At 60.5% G+C, this 17819-nt stretch carries 19 protein-coding genes; 9 read left to right on the top strand and 10 right to left on the bottom strand.

Features of this window, described 5'->3' with window-relative positions:
* Positions 1 to 140: 140 nt before the first annotated feature.
* The 6 genes from ACEN9A_RS12060 to ACEN9A_RS12035 all read left to right on the top strand — a co-directional run bounded on the left by ACEN9A_RS12060 (position 141) and on the right by ACEN9A_RS12035 (position 4696).
* Positions 141 to 1943 (top strand): HAMP domain-containing protein, encoded by a 1803-nt coding sequence (locus ACEN9A_RS12060; RefSeq protein WP_413386541.1) that lies wholly within the window; start codon positions 141 to 143, stop codon positions 1941 to 1943.
* The gene (gene narL, locus ACEN9A_RS12055) at positions 1940 to 2587 is read left to right on the top strand and encodes a two-component system response regulator NarL (RefSeq protein ID WP_028940874.1); all 648 of its coding nucleotides are present in this window, start codon (positions 1940 to 1942) and stop codon (positions 2585 to 2587) included. Before ACEN9A_RS12060 ends, narL begins: the two co-directional genes overlap by 4 nt.
* 86 nt (positions 2588 to 2673) lie before the next feature.
* Positions 2674 to 3348: a Crp/Fnr family transcriptional regulator gene (locus ACEN9A_RS12050; protein ID WP_019649064.1), complete on the top strand. Its 675-nt coding sequence runs from the start codon at positions 2674 to 2676 to the stop codon at positions 3346 to 3348.
* Between the two features lie 74 nt (positions 3349 to 3422).
* Positions 3423 to 3821 (top strand): putative zinc-binding protein, encoded by a 399-nt coding sequence (locus tag ACEN9A_RS12045; protein ID WP_258673703.1) that lies wholly within the window; start codon positions 3423 to 3425, stop codon positions 3819 to 3821.
* 346 nt (positions 3822 to 4167) lie between these two features.
* Entirely contained in the window at positions 4168 to 4401 is a 234-nt protein-coding gene (locus ACEN9A_RS12040) for a type II toxin-antitoxin system Phd/YefM family antitoxin (RefSeq protein WP_026345803.1), read from the top strand.
* A gap of 10 nt (positions 4402 to 4411) precedes the next feature.
* Positions 4412 to 4696 (top strand): type II toxin-antitoxin system RelE family toxin, encoded by a 285-nt coding sequence (locus ACEN9A_RS12035; RefSeq protein ID WP_026345804.1) that lies wholly within the window; start codon positions 4412 to 4414, stop codon positions 4694 to 4696.
* Between the two features lie 75 nt (positions 4697 to 4771).
* Here ACEN9A_RS12035 and ubiT read toward each other — a convergent pair whose 3' ends face one another.
* The 7 genes from ubiT to norR form a co-directional block, all read right to left on the bottom strand.
* Positions 4772 to 5242 carry a ubiquinone anaerobic biosynthesis accessory factor UbiT gene (gene ubiT / locus ACEN9A_RS12030; RefSeq protein ID WP_258673701.1) on the bottom strand — a complete coding sequence of 157 codons (471 nt, stop codon included), beginning with the start codon at positions 5240 to 5242 and terminating at the stop codon, positions 4772 to 4774.
* Complete coding sequence (locus ACEN9A_RS12025; protein ID WP_019649069.1) at positions 5236 to 6126, bottom strand: U32 family peptidase; 891 nt, start codon at positions 6124 to 6126, stop codon at positions 5236 to 5238. The genes ubiT and ACEN9A_RS12025 overlap by 7 nt, the downstream gene beginning before the upstream one ends.
* 10 nt (positions 6127 to 6136) lie before the next feature.
* On the bottom strand, positions 6137 to 7132 hold the full coding sequence (gene ubiU / locus ACEN9A_RS12020) for a ubiquinone anaerobic biosynthesis protein UbiU (protein ID WP_064617223.1): 996 nt from the start codon (positions 7130 to 7132) through the stop codon (positions 6137 to 6139).
* A gap of 214 nt (positions 7133 to 7346) precedes the next feature.
* Positions 7347 to 8582 carry a molybdopterin molybdotransferase MoeA gene (locus tag ACEN9A_RS12015; RefSeq protein ID WP_258673700.1) on the bottom strand — a complete coding sequence of 412 codons (1236 nt, stop codon included), beginning with the start codon at positions 8580 to 8582 and terminating at the stop codon, positions 7347 to 7349.
* Complete coding sequence (moaB, locus tag ACEN9A_RS12010) at positions 8579 to 9133, bottom strand: molybdenum cofactor biosynthesis protein B (RefSeq protein WP_019649072.1); 555 nt, start codon at positions 9131 to 9133, stop codon at positions 8579 to 8581. The genes ACEN9A_RS12015 and moaB overlap by 4 nt, the downstream gene beginning before the upstream one ends.
* Positions 9134 to 9404: 271 nt before the next feature.
* Positions 9405 to 10052, bottom strand: a complete 648-nt coding sequence (pdxH, locus tag ACEN9A_RS12005) for a pyridoxamine 5'-phosphate oxidase (protein WP_258673697.1) — start codon at positions 10050 to 10052, stop codon at positions 9405 to 9407.
* 99 nt (positions 10053 to 10151) lie between these two features.
* Positions 10152 to 11681, bottom strand: a complete 1530-nt coding sequence (gene norR, locus ACEN9A_RS12000; protein WP_258674173.1) for a nitric oxide reductase transcriptional regulator NorR — start codon at positions 11679 to 11681, stop codon at positions 10152 to 10154.
* A gap of 154 nt (positions 11682 to 11835) precedes the next feature.
* Here norR and ytfE point away from each other — a divergent pair, with 154 nt between their 5' ends.
* A complete protein-coding gene (gene ytfE / locus ACEN9A_RS11995; RefSeq protein ID WP_258673694.1) occupies positions 11836 to 12510 on the top strand; it encodes an iron-sulfur cluster repair protein YtfE in 675 nt (224 codons plus the stop codon).
* Between the two features lie 75 nt (positions 12511 to 12585).
* Here the strand turns inward: ytfE and ACEN9A_RS11990 are convergent, their stop codons facing one another.
* Positions 12586 to 13023: a membrane protein gene (locus ACEN9A_RS11990; protein ID WP_019649076.1), complete on the bottom strand. Its 438-nt coding sequence runs from the start codon at positions 13021 to 13023 to the stop codon at positions 12586 to 12588.
* Positions 13024 to 13051: 28 nt separating this feature from the next.
* Entirely contained in the window at positions 13052 to 14242 is a 1191-nt protein-coding gene (locus ACEN9A_RS11985) for an NnrS family protein (RefSeq protein WP_258673692.1), read from the bottom strand.
* A 584-nt stretch (positions 14243 to 14826) separates the two neighbouring features.
* Here ACEN9A_RS11985 and ACEN9A_RS11980 point away from each other — a divergent pair.
* Together ACEN9A_RS11980 and ACEN9A_RS11975 are read left to right on the top strand one after the other, a co-directional pair.
* Complete coding sequence (locus tag ACEN9A_RS11980) at positions 14827 to 15510, top strand: Crp/Fnr family transcriptional regulator (RefSeq protein WP_258673691.1); 684 nt, start codon at positions 14827 to 14829, stop codon at positions 15508 to 15510.
* A gap of 5 nt (positions 15511 to 15515) precedes the next feature.
* A complete protein-coding gene (locus tag ACEN9A_RS11975; protein ID WP_408981122.1) occupies positions 15516 to 15707 on the top strand; it encodes a protein DnrP in 192 nt (63 codons plus the stop codon).
* 193 nt (positions 15708 to 15900) lie between these two features.
* On the opposite strand, the gene ACEN9A_RS11970 is transcribed toward ACEN9A_RS11975, so the two are convergent.
* Positions 15901 to 17742 (bottom strand): nitric oxide reductase activation protein NorD, encoded by a 1842-nt coding sequence (locus ACEN9A_RS11970; RefSeq protein WP_258673687.1) that lies wholly within the window; start codon positions 17740 to 17742, stop codon positions 15901 to 15903.
* Between the last annotated feature and the right edge of the window lie 77 nt (positions 17743 to 17819).

Here is a 17819-nt window from a genome sequence, read left to right as displayed (position 1 = left end):
GTTAAGGGTTTTAACCCACGCTTTTGCCGACAAGGAACTGTCGACAACTCTTTAGAGGTAGCTCGCCCAGGAACGGCGGCAAAACCCCACGCTGGAACGTGCATGCTCTGTTTTTTTATCGTTTTCCCGGACCTGCGCCGATGATCCGCTGGTTGCGCAGCTCCCTGCCCGCTCGCGCCGGGCTGGCGGTGATCCTGATCGCCGTGCTGGCGCTCGCCAGTTCATTGAGCGCCGGGCTGATCGCCTGGTTCAGCCAGGGCGATGCCGCTGCCATCAACACCGCAGGCTCGGTGCGCATGGAGACCTATCACCTGAGCTGGAAACTCGCCGCTGGCGTTGCCGACGAAGAAATCACCGCCATCATCGACAGCCTGCAAAACCGCTTGGACAGCCACTCTCTCAAAGCGGTACTGGAAGATGGCCCGCCCACCGCATTGCAACTCAGCTATGGGCAAATCCAGCAACACTGGAATGAGGATTTGCGTCCGGCACTGGAGCGCGGCGATGCGGCAGCCTTTCAGGCCCAGGCCCAGTCCTTCGTTGAGCAACTGAACCAGTTCGTCGATCTGTTGCAGCGCCAAAGCGAACAAAAGCAAGGCTGGCAACAGGCGATCCAGGGCCTGGCCCTGTTCACCACCATGATCGTCCTGCTGCTCGGGCTCTACGAACTGCAGTACGGCGTCGTTACCCCTTTGAAGGAGTTGGTGGATGCAACCCAGCGCTTTCGTCGCGGCGACTTCAAGGTGCGGGTCAACCATCAGTCCGAGGATGAGCTGGGCCAGTTGGCCATGAGTTTCAACACCATGGCCGAGACGATCGAGGAGTCGCATCGCACCCTGGAAAGTCAGGTCCAGCAAAAAACCCTGAACCTGCAACAAGCCAACGCGGCCCTGGAGCTTCTGTATCAAAGCAGCCGAAGCCTGGCCACACGCCTGGCCAATGTCGAAGGCCTGGATGAGTTGATTCGACGCTTCCAGCAACGCCTGCCCGGCTTGCGCCTGTCGCTGTGCCTGCAAGGACAAATGCAGGCACCGGCCCAGCAGTTGCTCGCCCTGCATGGCGCAAACATCCGGGAAGTCTGCGCCAGTAGCGACTGCGCCACGTGCCAGAGACACCCTAAAACCAACCCGCAAATCTTCAGCATCAGCAACCAGGGCAGTGAACTGGGGGAGCTCAAGGCGCACTTTGTCGACGGGCACCCCATGCAAGCCTGGGAAACCCAACTGATCCAGGCCCTGGCCAATCTGATCGGCACCTCGCTCTCGCTCAAGCGTCAACGGGAACAGGATCATCGCCTGCTACTGCTCGAAGAACGCACGATCATCGCCCGCGAGCTGCACGATTCACTGGCCCAGGCCCTGTCCTACATGAAGCTGCAAGTCAGCCGCATGCAGACCCTGATGCGCCGCGGCGAACCGGTCCAGACCCTGGAAACCGTCACCAGCGAATTGCGCGAGGGACTGAACAATGCCTACCGCCAGTTGCGCGAGTTGCTGACCACGTTTCGCTTGCAGATTCACGACGCGGGACTGGTACAGGAACTCAAGGACACGGCCGAGGAGTTTTCCCGTCGCGGAGAGTTCCAGGTGCACCTGCACGTCGACACGCTGGCCTTTCAGCTATCGGCCAGCGAACAAATCCACATTTTGCAGATCACCCGCGAGGCGCTCTCCAACTGCCTGCGCCACGCCCATGCGCAAAACGCCTGGCTGCAACTGCGCCAGGATGGCGAGACCGTCAGGTTGTCGGTCGAAGACGACGGGCGTGGGTTCAGTGGCAACGTCGATCAACGCGAGCACCACGGCCTGAATATCATGGATGAGCGGGCTCGCAGCTTGCGCGGCCAACTGCAGATATTTTCCAGGGAGCCCCAAGGCACCCGTGTCCAACTGGAATTCCACCCGGAGTTTCTCGGGCAGCAAACAGAAGGTAGCGCCACATGACCCTGTCCCCACAACACAAAATCCTGCTGGTAGACGATCACCCGATGATGCGTCACGGCATTCGCCAGATGCTCGAACTCGAAGATGATTTCCTGATCGTCGGCGAAGCCAGCCAGGGTGAAGAAGCACTCAGTCTCATTGAGCCGCTTCAACCGGATCTGGTTTTGCTCGACAACAACATGCCGCAAATGAATGGCATCGAAACCCTGCGCCGACTACGAGCCATGCACTACACCGGCAAAGTCCTGCTGTTTACGGTGTCGGACGCCGAAGACGATATTCGCGATGCCCTGCGCCTGGATGCCGACGGCTATCTGCTCAAGGACATGGAGCCCGAACTGTTGATTCAGTACATCCGCGATGCCCTGAACGGCGCGCTGGTGATCAGCCCGGGACTGACCCAAGTCATGGCGCAAGCACTGCGTGCTCCTGCGCGTCAGGCCGTGGTGGAACTGACCGAGCGTGAGCGTCAGGTGCTGAAAACCATCGCCAGCGGCTTCAGCAACAAGGTCATCGGGCACAAGCTGGGCATCACCGAAGGCACGGTCAAGGTTCACGTCAAAAACCTGTTGCACAAACTCGGCTTGCGCTCACGAGTAGAGGCGGCGGTGTGGGCCATGGAACATCTGCGCAACGCCGGCTGACGGGCATTCCTCTTTGGAGGTAGGCCTGCAGAGGCATAGGTCATCGAGCCTGCGCTCTCTACTATGGTCGTCAGCGGAGGTACGCCATGCTGACTCACCCTTCCATCGTTTTAACGTTGCGCCGTCATCATCTGTTCAGCCAACTGCCGGAGAAAGTCTTCGAGGAAGTCTGCAGCCTGGCCATGCTCAAGCGCCTGAGTTGTCACAGTACGCTCATGCATCAAGGGGATCCGGCCAGGCGCTTTTTCCTGCTGGTCAGCGGCCAGGTCAAGTTGTACCGGCTCACCGGCGAAGGCCAGGAGAACCTGGTGGAGATCATTCAGCCCGGCCAGACTTTTGCCGAAGCCTTGTTATTCAGCCAGGCTCGTCTGTATCCAGTGAGCGCCACCGCGCTGAAGGACAGCGTGCTGGTGAGCATCGACGGCAACCATTACCGCAATGCCCTGGAGGACCAGCCAAAAGTCTGCCTGGCCATCCTGGCGAGCATGAGCGTTCACCTGCACCTGCGTCTGCGCGACATCGATACCTTGACCATGGCCAGTGCGAGCCGTCGGGTGATCAATTTCCTGTTCCAGGAACGCCACCCGGTGACCGGCCAGATTGTCTTGCAGATGTCCAAACGCCTGGTGGCGTCGAAGCTAGGAATTCAGCCGGAAACCTTTTCGCGGATACTGCATCGCCTGGTGGAAAGCGGCCTGATTGCCATGGAACGACGCCACATCAGCATCCTCGCTGAAGAGGAACTGGCCGCTTTCCAATAGCCGGAATTGACCGTTATCAAGGCGCCCTGCCACACCTCTTGCACACTGACAGAGCCCATCCACGGAGAATGCAAATGCCCCATTCAACCCTGCCTTTGGTTTACTCCTGCTCAGGCTGCTCCAACGTCGCCCAACTGGCCAATACCCTGGCCGTGCGCCTGGATCGCAGTGGTCTGGCTGAAATGTCCTGCATCGTTGGTGTCGGCGGGCATGTGGCAGCGCTGGTCAACAAAGCGCGCTCGGGGCGCCGGATATTCGCACTGGACGGCTGCCCGCTGCAATGCGTCGAGAACTGCCTCAAGCAACATGGCCTGCACGCCGACGTGCACCTGATTCTCAGCCATTACGGGCTGCGCAAACGCTATGGCGAGGACTGCACACAGGCGCAGAGTGATGAGTTGTTTGAAGGGATCAGGCAATTGATTGCCAGTGATGCCCGGCAGCACAGAAACCGGCAGGAAAGGATAGTCTGAAGAACAACGGAAAACCTGTGGGAGCGGGCAAGCCCCCCACAGTTGAGCAATTGCAGGCCTGAGATATCCTCGACTTAGCGTTAGCCCACCTGGAAGCCGCCGAGGGTGTTCGATAAAGATGTTTAGCTGCGCTTTAAAAGAACACCCATTGGCCGTGGCGACCGCTAGTCAGTGCGCAATAAAAAACGCATTGTCTTACGCATAATCATACGCAATACTTCGCAGGTAGCGGCACTCAACGTTTCCTGACGACTGAGCTGACGACTGAACTGACAACTGAACTGACGAGATAAATGACATGAGTGCACTCCTAGACCGAGCTGAGCAGGCAGTGTCTGCCACGGCTATGGCACGTAGTTTTGGAGCGCGATTGAAGGACATCGCCAGCGGGGAGGTAACCCACCTGGTGATATTCAAGGACAACGAACCCGCAGCGGTATTAGTGGGCGTAAACGCCTACCAAGCGCTGCAGGACGAACTTGAAGATCTGCGCTCAGAACTACTAGCCATCGAACGCCTGCACAGCCTCGACAATACAGTCACAGTGAGCCTTGAAGATATGGAGGCTCGCTTTAGTTAGGCAAATGCAGATGAATTGGAATGTTCGATTTCACCCTGCTGTAGAAGATGATCTCAAACAGCTCGGAAGCGCCGAAGCGAAACGTATTCTGAAGGTCATTCGGGAGCGCATCGTTTCAGGAGAACCCGACAAGATCGGTAAACCCCTTCGGGGAGCCTTGTCCGGGTACCGCCGGATAAGGACAGGTGATGTGCGCATCGTTTATCGCGTGAACGGTACTGAAATCGTTTTGGTTTTGTGCGTTGGTGCTCGCCGAGACGAAGAGGTCTACGATTCTGCGACAAAACGAGTGTGATTAAAGACCCCGCCTCGGCGGGGTTTTTATTTTCAAGAGCCCAGGTTTTTCGCGCTCGGCATCAAGCAATATCGATTACCCCGCCGCCAAGCCCTTCCCCGCCCGCTCCAGATTGCGCCACAACCACACAGGCAGAACGTCGGGGTCAAGGCTGTCGATCAGGTTCTTCAGCGCCAGACCCAGTTCGGTATCACCCTCGATGACCAGCCGCCGGCGAAAGAATAACGTGTCGGGATCTTCCTGACGGCTGGCCAGCAATAAAAATTCGCGCCAGTTGCCGCTGATGGTCACGTTCGCCGTAGCGCGCTCGGCAATCCGCAAGCCCTGACGACTGAGTGTCAGGTACCAGGACAAACCCAGGTCCGGAATCCGCAAGCACAGCCAGCGCCCGCGCAGCACTTCGAACTCGCCCTCGCGCAATGGCTCGGCGAGGCAGCGATTCAGCGCCTGCTGCAACGCCAGGCGCTGCACGGCAAAAGGCACCCGGCGCACCAGTGGCAACAACCGGTCGGCACCTTTCAACAGCCACTTCTTTCGATTCAGCACAGACCAACCTCCTCGACGCGCAGCATGCCGGCCTGGCCATGCCAATAGCCATTGCAACCTTCGACGAACAACGGCGGTGTCTCGCCCAGACGAACCCGTTGATAGGCCGCGATCACTTCGTCCATGCCCTGAGCACGAGGGCTCAAGCGCAACAGATCGGCACCGCAGGCCACCAGTCCGGCGTAATCGGCCAGCAGATTGGTCACCTCGGCCGACATCGTTTGAATACCGTTAAGGGTGAACAGCGCCTGCCCTTCCTGGCTGGTCAGCGCCAGGCCATCGGGGTAGTTGATGCAGCAGAACCGGCAGTCGTCCTTGGGTCGGTTTTCTGCACGGGCAGTGAAGCAGCGGGCGGAATAGGCCAACGGCAGATGCCCATAGGCGAAGATTTCAACTTCCGGCACTGCACGACCCAATTCACGCACCTGCCCGATCACGTCGCTGATAAGGGCCGCCGAACACTCCACGGGCGGCACCCAGCGGGTCATTCCGCTGTCGAGTAATTGTGCCAATGAGTGGCCGTTGTACAGATTGAGCGCCGGGCCGCCCACGAAAGGTAACTTGCGTTCGGCCAGGAATTGCACCGCGCCCATGTCGTTGGCCTCCACCAACAACTCGCCGTTGTCGCACAGCCGGCGCAGGCTGGAGAGTTCGGAGGCAGCCTCGATCAGCGTCAGGCTGGAAAGCACCAACTGTGCCGGGCTGCATTCCTGTAACTCGCGCCCCAGCCCCAGCCATTGATCCAGGGAAAAGGCCCGGCGTTTGGAGCACACGGTTTCCCCTAGATAAATCACGTCCAGGGGCAAGGTCGACATGTCGGCGTAAAAGTTGCTGAGTTGCTCTTTGTCCCAATAAAACAGGACCGGTCCCAGGCTGAGCTTCATGTCGCGTCCCTCATTGCCATGATCGATGATAAGCGCCCAGAGTGGTCTGGCTGCCTTCGGACAAACCGGCCAGCACCTGACGCCATTCTTCCTTGACCCGAAAACTGCCTGGCGCGCCACGGTGAGCGTCCAGTGCCGCGCGCCAGACCCGGGTGACTTGTTCGACATACGCCGGGCTGCGTTGGCGGCCCTCGATTTTCACCGCTTCGACGCCGATGGCCGTCAATTCCGGGAGCAAGTCCAGGGTGTCGAGGCTGGTGGGCTCCTCCAGCGCATGAAAGCGTTTGCCATCGACCAGAAAACGGCCTTTGCACAAGGTCGGGTAACCGGCCGATTCGTCAGGGGTATAGCGATCAATCAGCACTTCGCTGAGGCGCGCGCTCAAGCCTTCGGCGTCCTCGCTCCAACGCACGGCTTTGGCTGGCGAACAGACACCGCACAGGTTCGGCGACTCACCGGTAATGTAGGAAGACAGGTGGCAACGGCCTTCGGCCATGATGCACAAGCTGCCGAAGCCAAAGACCTCGATGGGCACCGGGCTGCTGGCGGCGACTTGACGTACCTGCGCCAACGACAACACCCGCGGCAATACCGCGCGACGAATGCCGTAGCGCTGCGCATAAAATTCCAGCGCCGCGGCATGGGTTGCCGAACCCTGAACCGACAGATGCAAGGCCAATTGCGGGTGACGCTGACTGGCATAGTCGAGTACCCCGGGGTCGGCGGCGATCAGCGCATCGACGCCGAAATCGGCGGCACGATCCACCGCCCGTTGCCAGCGCTCCCACCCCTTGGGTTGTGGGTACGTGTTGACCGCGACGTAGAGTTTGCGTTGATGCTGGCGGATGTGAGCGACGGCAGCGTCGAACTGTTTGTCGTCCATGTTCAGCCCCGCGAAATGCCGGGCATTGGTGTCATCGCGAAAGCCGACATACACGGCATCGGCGCCTTGGCGCACCGCCGCTTTAAGCGCAGGCAGGTTCCCTGCCGGGCAGACCAGTTGCATGGGTAATCCTCATCAAAAAGCGCAGTCCGGAGCCTGATCAGCCATGGTTGGAATGCGCTTGTGGCGAGCGAGCTTGCTCCGGGCGGCGTTCCGACGCTGGACTGCGCAGCAGGCCTGAATAACAGGGCCGCTTCGCGACCCGGCGGGAGCAAGCTCCCTCGCCACACAGTCTAGCCAGACCGGCAGGCACAGCCTTGACGGCAATCAATTGCCATCACTGCATCAGGTCGGCGAAGGACAGGAACATCACGTTGTCGTGCTTGAGCACTTGCTGCTCGCACTCGATCACCGCCAGCCCGTCGGCCCAGCACGCGGCGGTCAACATGGCCGAGCTTTGCTGAGGGTGCAGTTCCACACTCAACTGGCCATCGGCGCCGGGCGTCAACCTGGCCCGCAGGTATTGTCGACGCTTGTTTCGCTGCAACCAGTCGAACCCGGCAGGCACAGCCAGCGGCACCGGCAGCACGTCAGTCACGCCCTGGGCCCTGAGCAGGAACGGACGCACCACCACCAACGCGGTAATCAGCGCCCCTGACGGGTTTCCCGGCATACCGATCCACGGTTTACCGGCCACTTCGCCATAGGCCAATGGCTTACCCGGCTGGATCGCCAGCCGCCAGAAATCCACACTGCCCAGTTCCTCGATGGCCTGTTTGAGGTGATCTTCCTCCCCGACCGACACGCCACCAGAGCTCAACAGCAAGTCGCATTCCGAAGACGCCAGACTCAAGGCATGCCGGCTGGCCACCAACTCATCGGCCATGACGCCATAGTCATGCACCTCGACGCCCCAGCCGCGCAACAACGCCGCGAGGCAATACCGGTTGCTGTTGTAGATCTGCCCCGGTGCCAAGGAATCACCCGGCTCGCGCAGTTCATTACCACTGCTGAGCAGGCACACCTGCAACGGCCGATAGACCTCGACCCGCGCTATCCCGGCACCGGCCAGCAACCCCAGTTCTTGTGCGCGCAGGCGTTTGCCGGCCTTGAGCAACAGATGCCCGCGGCGAACTTCCTCCCCTTCCTTGCGCACGTGATCACCAACGGATACCGGCGGGAACCAGACGCGCTCGCCCTCGACCCGGCAGCGCTCTTGCGGCACCACGGTATCGGCACCCGGTGGTAATGGCGCGCCGGTAAAGATCTGTACCGTTTGTTGCGCGAGCAAGGGTGAACACGCCTGATCCCCCGCCGCAATTCGTCCGCCAATCGTCAACCAGCCACCTGCCTGCGGCAAATCAGCCGCCCTGAGGGCATAACCGTCCATGGCACTGTTGTCCCAGGCCGGCAGGTTCACCGGGCAATGAATGTCCGCTGCCAGCACCCGCCCCATGGCCTGGTCCAAATGGACCTTTTGCGCCAGGGGTGGTGGCGGCGCCTGGTCGAGCAGACGGCTGATGGCCTCGTCCACGGGCATCAGGTTGCCGAGGTCGCACACCCGGCCGCTCATGAGCGTGTCTCGCAGGCGTCGATGACCCGCTGCGCTTGCGCTTTCAGATGCGGGGCGAAGTTACATGGGCCGGTGCGACTGTCCAGCTGCTCAAGCAGAATCTTGTTCCAGGCGGTCCGGCAGGCACCCGGCGAACCAGGAACGCAGCACACCAGTACGCCGTTGCTCATCCCGGCCAGTGCCCGGGACTGCAGGCTGGACATGCCAATCTCTTCCAGCGACACCTGGCGGAACAATTCGCCGAAGCCTTCCACATGTTTGTCCAGCAGTGGCAGCACCGCTTGCGGTGTGTTGTCACGAGCAGTGAATCCGGTGCCGCCAGTCATCAATATGACTTGCACCTGAGGGTCGGCGATCCACTGGGAGACCGTTGCGCGGATCTGATAGATATCGTCCTTGACCAGGCCACGATCGATCAACACATGCCCGGCGGTTTGCAGCAAATCGGTCAGGGTCTGTCCCGAAGTGTCGGTGTCAAAGGTGCGCGTATCGCTGATGGTCAGCACGGCAATGTTCAGGGGTTCGAAACTGCGTTGCGTCAGATGGGCCATATCCAGGCTTTCCCGTAGATGAGGGTATGGCCCAAAGCCTGAACCGGAATAGCGAACGAGCCTATTCCTCCAAGGAGGTACCTCGTCAGAGACATCAACCCAGTGGCGAGGGGGCTTGCCCCCGTTGGGGCGCGCAGCGGCCCTAGAAACTGCAAAGGCGTTGTATCAGGCAGATCGCATTCACCGGTTTTACGACTGCTTCGCAGCCGAACGGGGCGATGCGGCGTTCCGACAAGCCCCCTCGCCACAGGTTCTGCGTTCGGCTCACTACTTAAGGCGCCAAGCGGCGCCGTTGCCATGCACCATCTCGCAACCGGTAATCGAGGCGGTCATGCAAGCGGTCGGCACGGCCCTGCCAGAACTCCAGACGTTCAGGGTGCAGGCAATAACCGCCCCAGTACTCAGGACGCGAAACGGTCTGGCCGACGAAGCCTTTAATGGTTTGCGCCAGCATCGACTCCAGCGCTGCGCGGCTGGCCAAGGGACGGCTTTGCGGTGAAGCCCAGGCGCCCAGGCGACTGGCCATCGAGCGGGAATCGAAGTATGCATCCGAGAGTTGCGGGTCGAGCCTGGACACCCGGCCTTCGATGCGCACTTGACGCTCCAGCCCCGGCCAGAAAAACGTCATGGCCGCATAAGGATTGGCGGCCAGTTGCCGACCCTTGTCGCTCTGATAATTACCGAAAAAAGTAAAACCTTCATCGCTCAAGCCTTTGAGCAACAGCACCCGGCAGTGCGGCCGCCCTTCATCATCGACCGTCGCCAGCACCATGCTATTGGCCTCGACAGGTGCGCACTCGGTGTCGCGGGCCTGTTGCAGCCATTGCCGGAACATCGCCAGTGGATCGTCCAGCGCAGCCTCATCTTGCAGGCCATTAAGGGTGTAGTTACGGCGCATTTGGGCCAGGGACAGGGGCATGACGGTGATCTCCGGAAGGTTTTGCGCAGTGTGCGAGGCACTGCGCGATACCACCTTGACCGCCATCAACACCGAGGGTCGAAGCGGCAGCGCCCTTACCTACTTCAGACGCAGGCGTCGCGCCAGTTTGTGCAAATTGCTGGGGTCGACTTCCAGCATCCGCGCGGCGCTGGCCCAGTTGTCCCCGGACAGGCTCAGGGCCTCGAGGATCTTCTTGCGCTGGTAATCGTCGACGGCTTCGCCCAAGGGCTGGAACGGCAGATCAGCCGTAATGTCCCGGGATGGCTCGACCTCTGCCCCCGGTGCTGCCATCGGGCTGTCGAGATCGAGAACCTCTGGTTCCAGCGTCATGATCGATGTGCGACTCGTCCCGCGACTGAGTTGCTTCAACGCGGCCCGACTGATGACGTGCTCCAGTTCGCGCACATTGCCCGGCCAAGTGTATGCCAGCAAGGCTCGCTCCGCCGCCGGCGACAAACGCAAACCTCGCAGGCCGAGCCGCGCCCGATTGAGCTCCAGAAAATGCCCGGCCAGCATCAACACATCGTGACCACGCTCGCGCAGGGCCGGAATCGGCACCGGGTACACCGAGAGCCGGTGATACAGATCGGCCCGAAACAAGCCGTCGCGGATGCTGTCCGGCAGGTGCCGGTTGGTGGCGGCGATGATGCGTACATCGACGTGCAACGGCTTGTCGGCGCCCAGGCGCTGGATCTCGCCGTTCTGCAGGGTGCGCAACAACTTCGCTTGCACACTTAACGGCAATTCACCCACTTCATCGAGAAACAGCGTGCCACCGTTGGCGGCATCGAACCGTCCGGCGCGGTCACTGGTGGCGCCGGAAAAGGCGCCTTTGACATGCCCGAACAACTCACTCTCTGCCAGCGACTCCGGCAGGGCTGCGCAGTTAACCTGTATCAGCGGTTTGTGGTGGCGCCTTGAAAGACGATGCAAGCGCCGTGCGAACAGCTCTTTGCCGACGCCGGTCTCGCCCAGCAGCAATACCGGCAGATCGGAATCGGCCAGTACATCCAGCTCATTGAGCAACTGATGCAACACCTCACTCTGCCCAAGGATCTCGCCCTCCCCGACGGGCATGCGCAAGTCCTGGGGATCGCTGCGGGACAGGCGCAAGCTGCGGTTTTCCTGCTCCAGGCGAGTGACCCGCACGGCGGCTTCGATCTGCAAAGTGCAACGCTTGAGTTCTTCCCGCGCCCGGTTGTCAAAGGTCCCGGCGTGCAGCGCATCGAGGGTGATCGCGCCCCAGATCCGCCCCTCGACATACAGACTCACGCCCATGCAGTCATGCACCGGCAGCGGTTCGCCGACATGGTTGTCGAGCAAGCCGTCGTAGGGGTCCGGCAGGCGGCTATCGGGCTCGAACCAGGTCGGCTCGCGCGACGCCATGATCGCCGCCAGCCGAGGATGCTGGGCGATGACGAACCGGCGCCCCAACGCTTCATGAACCAGCCCCACCGTCGCAACGGGCCTGAGGCTGTCGTCATCCAGACGCAGCAAGCCCACGGCGCCACTGTTGAAGTATTCGCGCAAGGTCTGGACCAGTCGTTGCAACCGTACGGCATTGGGCAACTCGACGATCAGGTCGGCCGCCAGGCTTTCTCGCAGCATGGTAGTCATCACCCTCTATGGTTGTATTTACCCTGAAGCATCAGGGTGAATATCACCACAACTAAAAATTAATCCATGTTTTTCAATACGTTAAAAATGGCATGCCGGGTGCAATGAGCCTGGGGAACCGTTGAAACCCAAACAAGGAACCCTGATGAGCCAGCCCCTATTGGAACAAAGCCTCGGCCAACTGGCCTGCGACATTCCCGGTGCCACCCGGATCTTTCACACCTTCAAACTGGACTTCTGTTGCGGCGGGCATAAAAGCCTGCGTGAAGCGGCCCTTGGCAAAAACCTCGATCCGGTCCTCATTGCCGACGCCCTGCAGATTCTGCAAGACGCCGGCGAAACCCAGCACGACTGGCGCAACGAACCGTCGGAACTGCTGATCGCCCACCTTCTGACCCGCTACCACGCCCGCCACCGAGAGCAACTGCCGGAGCTGATCCGTCTGGCCCGCCGCGTCGAGCAGGTCCATGGCGCGCGCAGCAGCTGCCCCAACGGCTTGGCCGATCTGCTGACAGACATGCAGCAGGAACTCGAAGGCCACATGCTCAAGGAAGAACAAGTGCTCTTCCCGATGCTGCAACAAGGCGTTGGTCCTCAGGCCGCACCGCCGATCCAGGTGCTGCGTTTCGAACATGATCAACACGGCGAAGCGCTGGAGAAGATGCTCGCCCTGACCCATCACATCACCCCGCCTGCCGATGCCTGCAACACTTGGCGCGCACTCTACCGCGGGTTGCTGGAGTTTAAAGATGACCTGATGCAACACATCCACCTGGAAAACAACGTGTTGTTCATGAATGCCCTGAACCCCCGCCATTGATCGATTGCCGGCCACACCCAACCCGCGCCATCCAACCGGATGACGCGGGTTTTGTTTATGAGGGGCGTATTGCAATCAGCCGTGCCAATAGAACATGGCCTTGGCCAGGATCACGATCAACACCATGTGCCCGAGGATGCTGCGACGAATCCAGCTTGCGCGGGTCGCGGTCAGGCGCGCGTGGGTCAGCCAATAGGCCAGCAGCAAGTAATGACCAATGATGCTCAGGGCCAACAGGATTTTCAGGCTCAGCAACGTACCAAAACTGCTGGCCAGCGGCTGACTCAATGCGCCCCGGTACTGCCACGCCAAACCGATGCCGGCGCCATACAACAGCAACACCACACCATGCAGAACCTTGCGCGAACGCAGGGCAATCGCCTGATCCGCCGTCACTTGCGCAATCTCCGTCAACGGCTGGCGGGCGCGATGCCAGATGACCACCTCGAAAAACAGCGTGCCAATGAAGGCGATTGCCGCCAGCAGGTGTGTGACCAGAAAAAACGGATACATCAGCGCCAGCCTCTGTCAGTGTGCGTGCTCATCCCGGATGACCGTCAACCCGGGCCCGCAGCAGCATCGGCCCGTAGCGCCAGGCATACAGCGCAAACGCCAGCGCCCAGCACAGACCGGCCAGCCACAATGCGGCCAACGGCAAGAACAGGATCAACACCACCCGGCTCAGACACGCCAGGTTGAGCAAAATGAACGCCAGGGTCATGCCCGATGGCGGTTCCAGGGGTCGACCGGTGTGGCCGAGGCTGACCCGCGCGATCATCGCCAGCACCAGGCCAGCCATGGCCCCTATGGTCAGGCAATGCACCGCCAGACTCGGGTTGATCGGCACACCGAAATGCCACAACGCCATCCCGAGACACGCCACCGCCAACCAGCCATAGGCCAGATGCAGCGACCACAGCAACGGCACGCGCCAGAGTGCCCGGTCATGCCAGCGCACCAGACGCACCAGATGCCCTGCCGCCAGTACCGCGAACAGCAGGCCCACCCAGACATTGGGGGCGAGTGCAGGTCCGGCGGCATACAACAACGCCACCAGCGGCGAGCCGACCAACAGCAGTCGATCCAGCCAGGGCCAGGCGGCAACGCCTTCAACCCGACCAAGGCCGCGCTGGGTGAAAAACGGAATTACCCGCCCGCCGATCAACCCCATCATCGCCGCTACCAGCCAGAGGCCGCTCAGCACGCCCTGGCGTTGCCAGCCTTCATGCCCCTCGACCAAGCCATACAGGGACAACCCGTCGGCCCCGGCCAACAACAGCAGAACCACCACAATCGGGTAGTTACGCTTCTGCCGCACCTTCCACAAAGTGAAACCCATGAGTACCGCCACCGCCAACGGGAACGCCAGTTCCAGCACTGCGAGCAACGGCCACGGCGCATTGGCCAGCCAGGCCACCCGCGCCAACAACCACAGCAACGCCAGCGCGGCCAACGGTTTGCTGCTGAGGCCGGGGCGACCGGTCCAGGTCTGCACCGCCGTCAACAGAAAGCCCGCGATAATCGCCAACCCGAACCCGAACAGCAATTCATGCCGATGCCAGCCGAGCCAACCACCCGCCGGCTGCCAGTTGGAAATCGAACCACTGAAGGCCGCCAGCCAGAGCGGAATGACCAGCACTGCCAAAAGGCAACCGGCGAGGAAAAATGGCCGAAAGGCCAGCCGAAACAGCGGCGTGATTGCCATCGCTTTACGGCGGTCAAGCACTTGCATAAAACCACTCCTCTACCTTGTTGCTGACCTGACACCAACCCGCAGGCGCCGAGGTAAATCCAGGGGCAATCATCGGGTATTGCCGATCCATTGCCGTTGTCGCAGATCAAGTGTGCAAGGGGCGTGCCCTGATGCTTTCTCGTATTCCTGTGGCGAGGGAGCTTGCTCCCGCTCGGGTGCGCAGCAGCCGTAAAACCGGCGAATGCGTTCTATCAGACATACCGCGTAGATCGATGTTGGGAGTGCTTCGCACTCCAGCGGGAGCAAGCTCCCTCGCCACAGGGCATTCCGGATCAGGGTACAAATGACCATTAAAGGGTTATTTTAACCCTAATCCTCAGGGTCTTTTTTACCCTCACGCCTGAGAACCCCGCTAAATAAAGGCCTCCAAGCCTGGCCCATGTCTTGCTCAAGCTTGTGGAAATCAAACAAACCGATCCCAGGAGTCGTCATGAAAAAAGTCATCCAGCCACTGGCCTGGTTCGTGGTGTTGACCTCAATCCTGGCCGTGGCCAGTGGCGTTTCCCTGGGCCTCGTCTGACTTGATCACCAGCCCCCCTTCTCAATCTTCAGGATGAATTCTCATGGTGCTTCACCGCGTCCATCACCAGATTCTGCGCAGTCATCACTTGTTCGAGCCGTTGAACGAAGAACAGCTGGACGAATTGATGAGTACCAGCCAATTGCTGAGCATCGACAAAGGCGAGCCGTTGTTTCGTCAGGGTGAGCCGGCCGATGCGTTCTATTTCATAATTTCCGGAGCGGTGAAGATCTATCGACTGACACCGGATGGGCAGGAGAAAGTGTTCGAGGTCATCAGCGATCGGCAAACCTTCGCCGAGGCAATGATGCTGATGGACACCCCAAACTATGTGGCCTCGGCCGAAGCGATCTGCCCCACCCAGCTCTATCGTTTATCCAACAGCACCTACATGCGCCTGCTGCAGAGCAATAGTCGGCTGACCTTCGCACTGCTGGGCAAGCTCTGCGTTCGCTTACATCAACGGGTCAACGAAATCGAAACCCTGTCGCTGAAAAACGCCACCCACCGGGTCGTGCGTTATCTGCTGACGCAACTGGTGCGCCAGCAAACCGTTGACTGCCAATTCGAACTGCCGATGGCCAAGCAACTGATTGCGGGGCATCTGTCGATCCAGCCAGAAACCTTTTCGCGAATCATCCGCCGCTTGATCGATGAAAACATCATCACCCAGGACGGCCGTCAGATCGCCATTCTTGATCGTCTGCGCCTGGAACAGTTCGAGTGAGTGCCATGCCCGCCTGCCTGTATTGCCAACATGCCAACCTTTCACAAGAAACCGAGTGCCACCAATGCGGCATGCCCCTGCCGGCACTGGCCGAACACGCCGGGGAACGTCGACAGCGCCGATTCATGTGGTTCTGCGTTGGCCTGACGGTCTTTTGCGTGGTGATGTTTTTTTGGCTGCCGCGCAGCATTTCCTGAAGACCACACCCACCTCTTGTAGCAGCTGGCGCAGCCTGCGTTCGGCTGCGCAGCAGTCGTAAATACTGAGCCCACGGTATTCCTGAATCACCGCGGTGAATGGTTTTACGACTGCTGCGTCCGAACGCGGCCCGAGCCGAACGCAGCCTCGCACGCTCGGCAGCTGCTACAGGGACGCAGGTGGTCAAGGACATCACGGTTGAGTCAGCTGGCGGTACAACTGCGGCAAGCGCAGGGGCAGTTGTTCGGGCTGGCGGATCAAGGTGTAGCCATTGGCGCCGAACATGTACGGCAGGTAATCCCCGGCCTCGCGATCAATTGTGATGCAGAACGGCGTCAACCCCTGGCGCCGTGCCTCCAGCACCGCTTCGCGGGTGTCCTCGACACCGTAGCGCCCCTCATACAGATCCAGATCATTCGGTTTGCCATCCGTCAGCAGCAACAACAGTTTGCTGCGCCGCTTGCTCGTGCCCAACAGTTGCGTGGCCTGGCGAATGGCGGCGCCCATGCGTGTGTAATACCCCGGTTTGAGACCTTGAATACGACCTCGGCTGGTGTCGTCATAACGCTGGATGAACGACTTGAGTTCCTGCATGCGCACTTGCTGACGACGCAATGAGGAAAACCCGTACAGGGCGAAATCATCACCCAGCACCGACAAGGTTTCGCCGAACAGCAGCAGGCTGTCGCGGATGACGTCGATAACACGATGCTCATCGTTCAGATGGGCGTCGGTGGACATCGATACGTCGGCCAGCAACAGGCACGCCAGGTCGCGGCGAGTCTGCCGCTGCTCCATGAACAAACCGCGTTCGGCGCACTGGCCATGCTCGCGATCAACGTGAAAATCCAGCCAGGCCTGCATGTCCAGCTCTGATCCCTGAGGTTGTTGGCGTAACCATTGACGATCATTGCGCAGGTGCTCGAACTGACGCCGCAAGCGGTGCGCCGAGGCCTTCAAGCGTAGCGGCAGCGGCTGCGCCTCACAGTTGCGGGGCACCAGCATTTGCAGGTTGACGAAGCTGTCCTGCATCTGTTGCTTGCGATAGTCCCACTCCGGCAACTTGATGCCCTCGCCGAGGGGAATATCGTCGACATCGGCCGGTGGTAAATCCAGATGCAGCTTGAGACCGCCACCCTTGCGCAGGCGTGTGCGCGACAGCGTCAACTCGTCCAGGTCGTCGGCGACTCGGGCAGCGTCCGGGTCTTCGCTGTCATCCGACCAACGATCCAGGTCCACGTGCTCGGTCCAACTGAACAGGTTCTCCAGACGCACCACCAGCAGCCCGCCTTCACGGGAGCTTTCATCGATCCGCGTCGCGCGTTTACGCCCGCCTTTCTGCTCGCCGGGTGGCGTGGTCAAAGACTCTTCGGACTCATCGCCCAGATCGGCAGCCTGCGGGCTGGCAAGGTTTTGCGGCGGGTACAACCACAGCGGCAGCGGCCACGCGGCCCGTTCGCTACGGGGAAAGTGCTCGACACTGCCGGGCTCGCGCAACGCCTGGCATAACGCCCGTTCCAGTGCCGCTTCGCTGGCGTTCAACGAGGCCGGATCGGGGCGCAATTGCAGATGGGCATCGACCAGTCGTTGGTACCGAACACGCAGCGCCGGATAGCGTCGCAGCAGCTGTTGCGTCCAGCGTTGATTGTCCCGACCCCAATGGCACATCTGCCCGGCCTGCGCCGCCAGCAACGCGAGCCACCGATAGAGTTCCTCATTCAGTGCCACGTCAGGAAACACCGCCAGGCTCGATGGCAGCCGTAAATTACGCTCGTCACACCACGCCAACGGTACTTGTTTGCAGGTGCCGGCGATTTGCTGCAACACATTGCGTCGCAGCAGCAGATCGCGGTCGCTGGCCGCTTCCACACCGACGCCATTGGCACCGCCCATGGCGCGGAACAACAGCGCCAGCGGGCGTTGCTGGCTGGCCAGTTCAACCCGTGCTTCGGGGAAATCAGGGCTGGCGCGCCGGGTGATGAAACGATGCCAGACACTGCCTACCCACTCTTCCAGTTCGACGGTAAACGCCATGATGCTTGCCCTTGCTGGAAACCAAAAAAACGGCCCGCTGTATCAGCCGGGCCGACCTTTTCCTAGCCATTGCACCC

It is taken from the genome of Pseudomonas sp. Pseusp18, from assembly GCF_059506005.1.
Note: the sequence above shows the minus strand (reverse complement) of the source record. Positions and strands in the feature narration are given on the sequence as shown.

What these genes read in the sequence shown, in the direction of transcription:
- ACEN9A_RS12050 (WP_019649064.1), top strand. Translation starts at nt 2,674, where the DNA reads ATGCTGACTCACCCTTCCATCGTTTTAACGTTGCGCCGTCATCATCTG.
- narL (WP_028940874.1), top strand. Translation starts at nt 1,940, where the DNA reads ATGACCCTGTCCCCACAACACAAAATCCTGCTGGTAGACGATCACCCG.
- ACEN9A_RS11975 (WP_408981122.1), top strand. Translation starts at nt 15,516, where the DNA reads ATGCCCGCCTGCCTGTATTGCCAACATGCCAACCTTTCACAAGAAACC.
- norR (WP_258674173.1), bottom strand. Translation starts at nt 11,681, where the DNA reads ATGCTGCGAGAAAGCCTGGCGGCCGACCTGATCGTCGAGTTGCCCAAT.
- ACEN9A_RS11980 (WP_258673691.1), top strand. Translation starts at nt 14,827, where the DNA reads ATGGTGCTTCACCGCGTCCATCACCAGATTCTGCGCAGTCATCACTTG.
- ACEN9A_RS12025 (WP_019649069.1), bottom strand. Translation starts at nt 6,126, where the DNA reads ATGAAGCTCAGCCTGGGACCGGTCCTGTTTTATTGGGACAAAGAGCAA.
- pdxH (WP_258673697.1), bottom strand. Translation starts at nt 10,052, where the DNA reads ATGCCCCTGTCCCTGGCCCAAATGCGCCGTAACTACACCCTTAATGGC.
- moaB (WP_019649072.1), bottom strand. Translation starts at nt 9,133, where the DNA reads ATGGCCCATCTGACGCAACGCAGTTTCGAACCCCTGAACATTGCCGTG.
- ACEN9A_RS12045 (WP_258673703.1), top strand. Translation starts at nt 3,423, where the DNA reads ATGCCCCATTCAACCCTGCCTTTGGTTTACTCCTGCTCAGGCTGCTCC.
- ACEN9A_RS12035 (WP_026345804.1), top strand. Translation starts at nt 4,412, where the DNA reads ATGAATTGGAATGTTCGATTTCACCCTGCTGTAGAAGATGATCTCAAA.
- ACEN9A_RS12040 (WP_026345803.1), top strand. Translation starts at nt 4,168, where the DNA reads ATGGCACGTAGTTTTGGAGCGCGATTGAAGGACATCGCCAGCGGGGAG.
- ACEN9A_RS11970 (WP_258673687.1), bottom strand. Translation starts at nt 17,742, where the DNA reads ATGGCGTTTACCGTCGAACTGGAAGAGTGGGTAGGCAGTGTCTGGCAT.
- ACEN9A_RS12060 (WP_413386541.1), top strand. Translation starts at nt 141, where the DNA reads ATGATCCGCTGGTTGCGCAGCTCCCTGCCCGCTCGCGCCGGGCTGGCG.
- ACEN9A_RS11990 (WP_019649076.1), bottom strand. Translation starts at nt 13,023, where the DNA reads ATGTATCCGTTTTTTCTGGTCACACACCTGCTGGCGGCAATCGCCTTC.
- ytfE (WP_258673694.1), top strand. Translation starts at nt 11,836, where the DNA reads ATGAGCCAGCCCCTATTGGAACAAAGCCTCGGCCAACTGGCCTGCGAC.
- ACEN9A_RS11985 (WP_258673692.1), bottom strand. Translation starts at nt 14,242, where the DNA reads ATGCAAGTGCTTGACCGCCGTAAAGCGATGGCAATCACGCCGCTGTTT.
- ACEN9A_RS12015 (WP_258673700.1), bottom strand. Translation starts at nt 8,582, where the DNA reads ATGAGCGGCCGGGTGTGCGACCTCGGCAACCTGATGCCCGTGGACGAG.
- ubiU (WP_064617223.1), bottom strand. Translation starts at nt 7,132, where the DNA reads ATGCAACTGGTCTGCCCGGCAGGGAACCTGCCTGCGCTTAAAGCGGCG.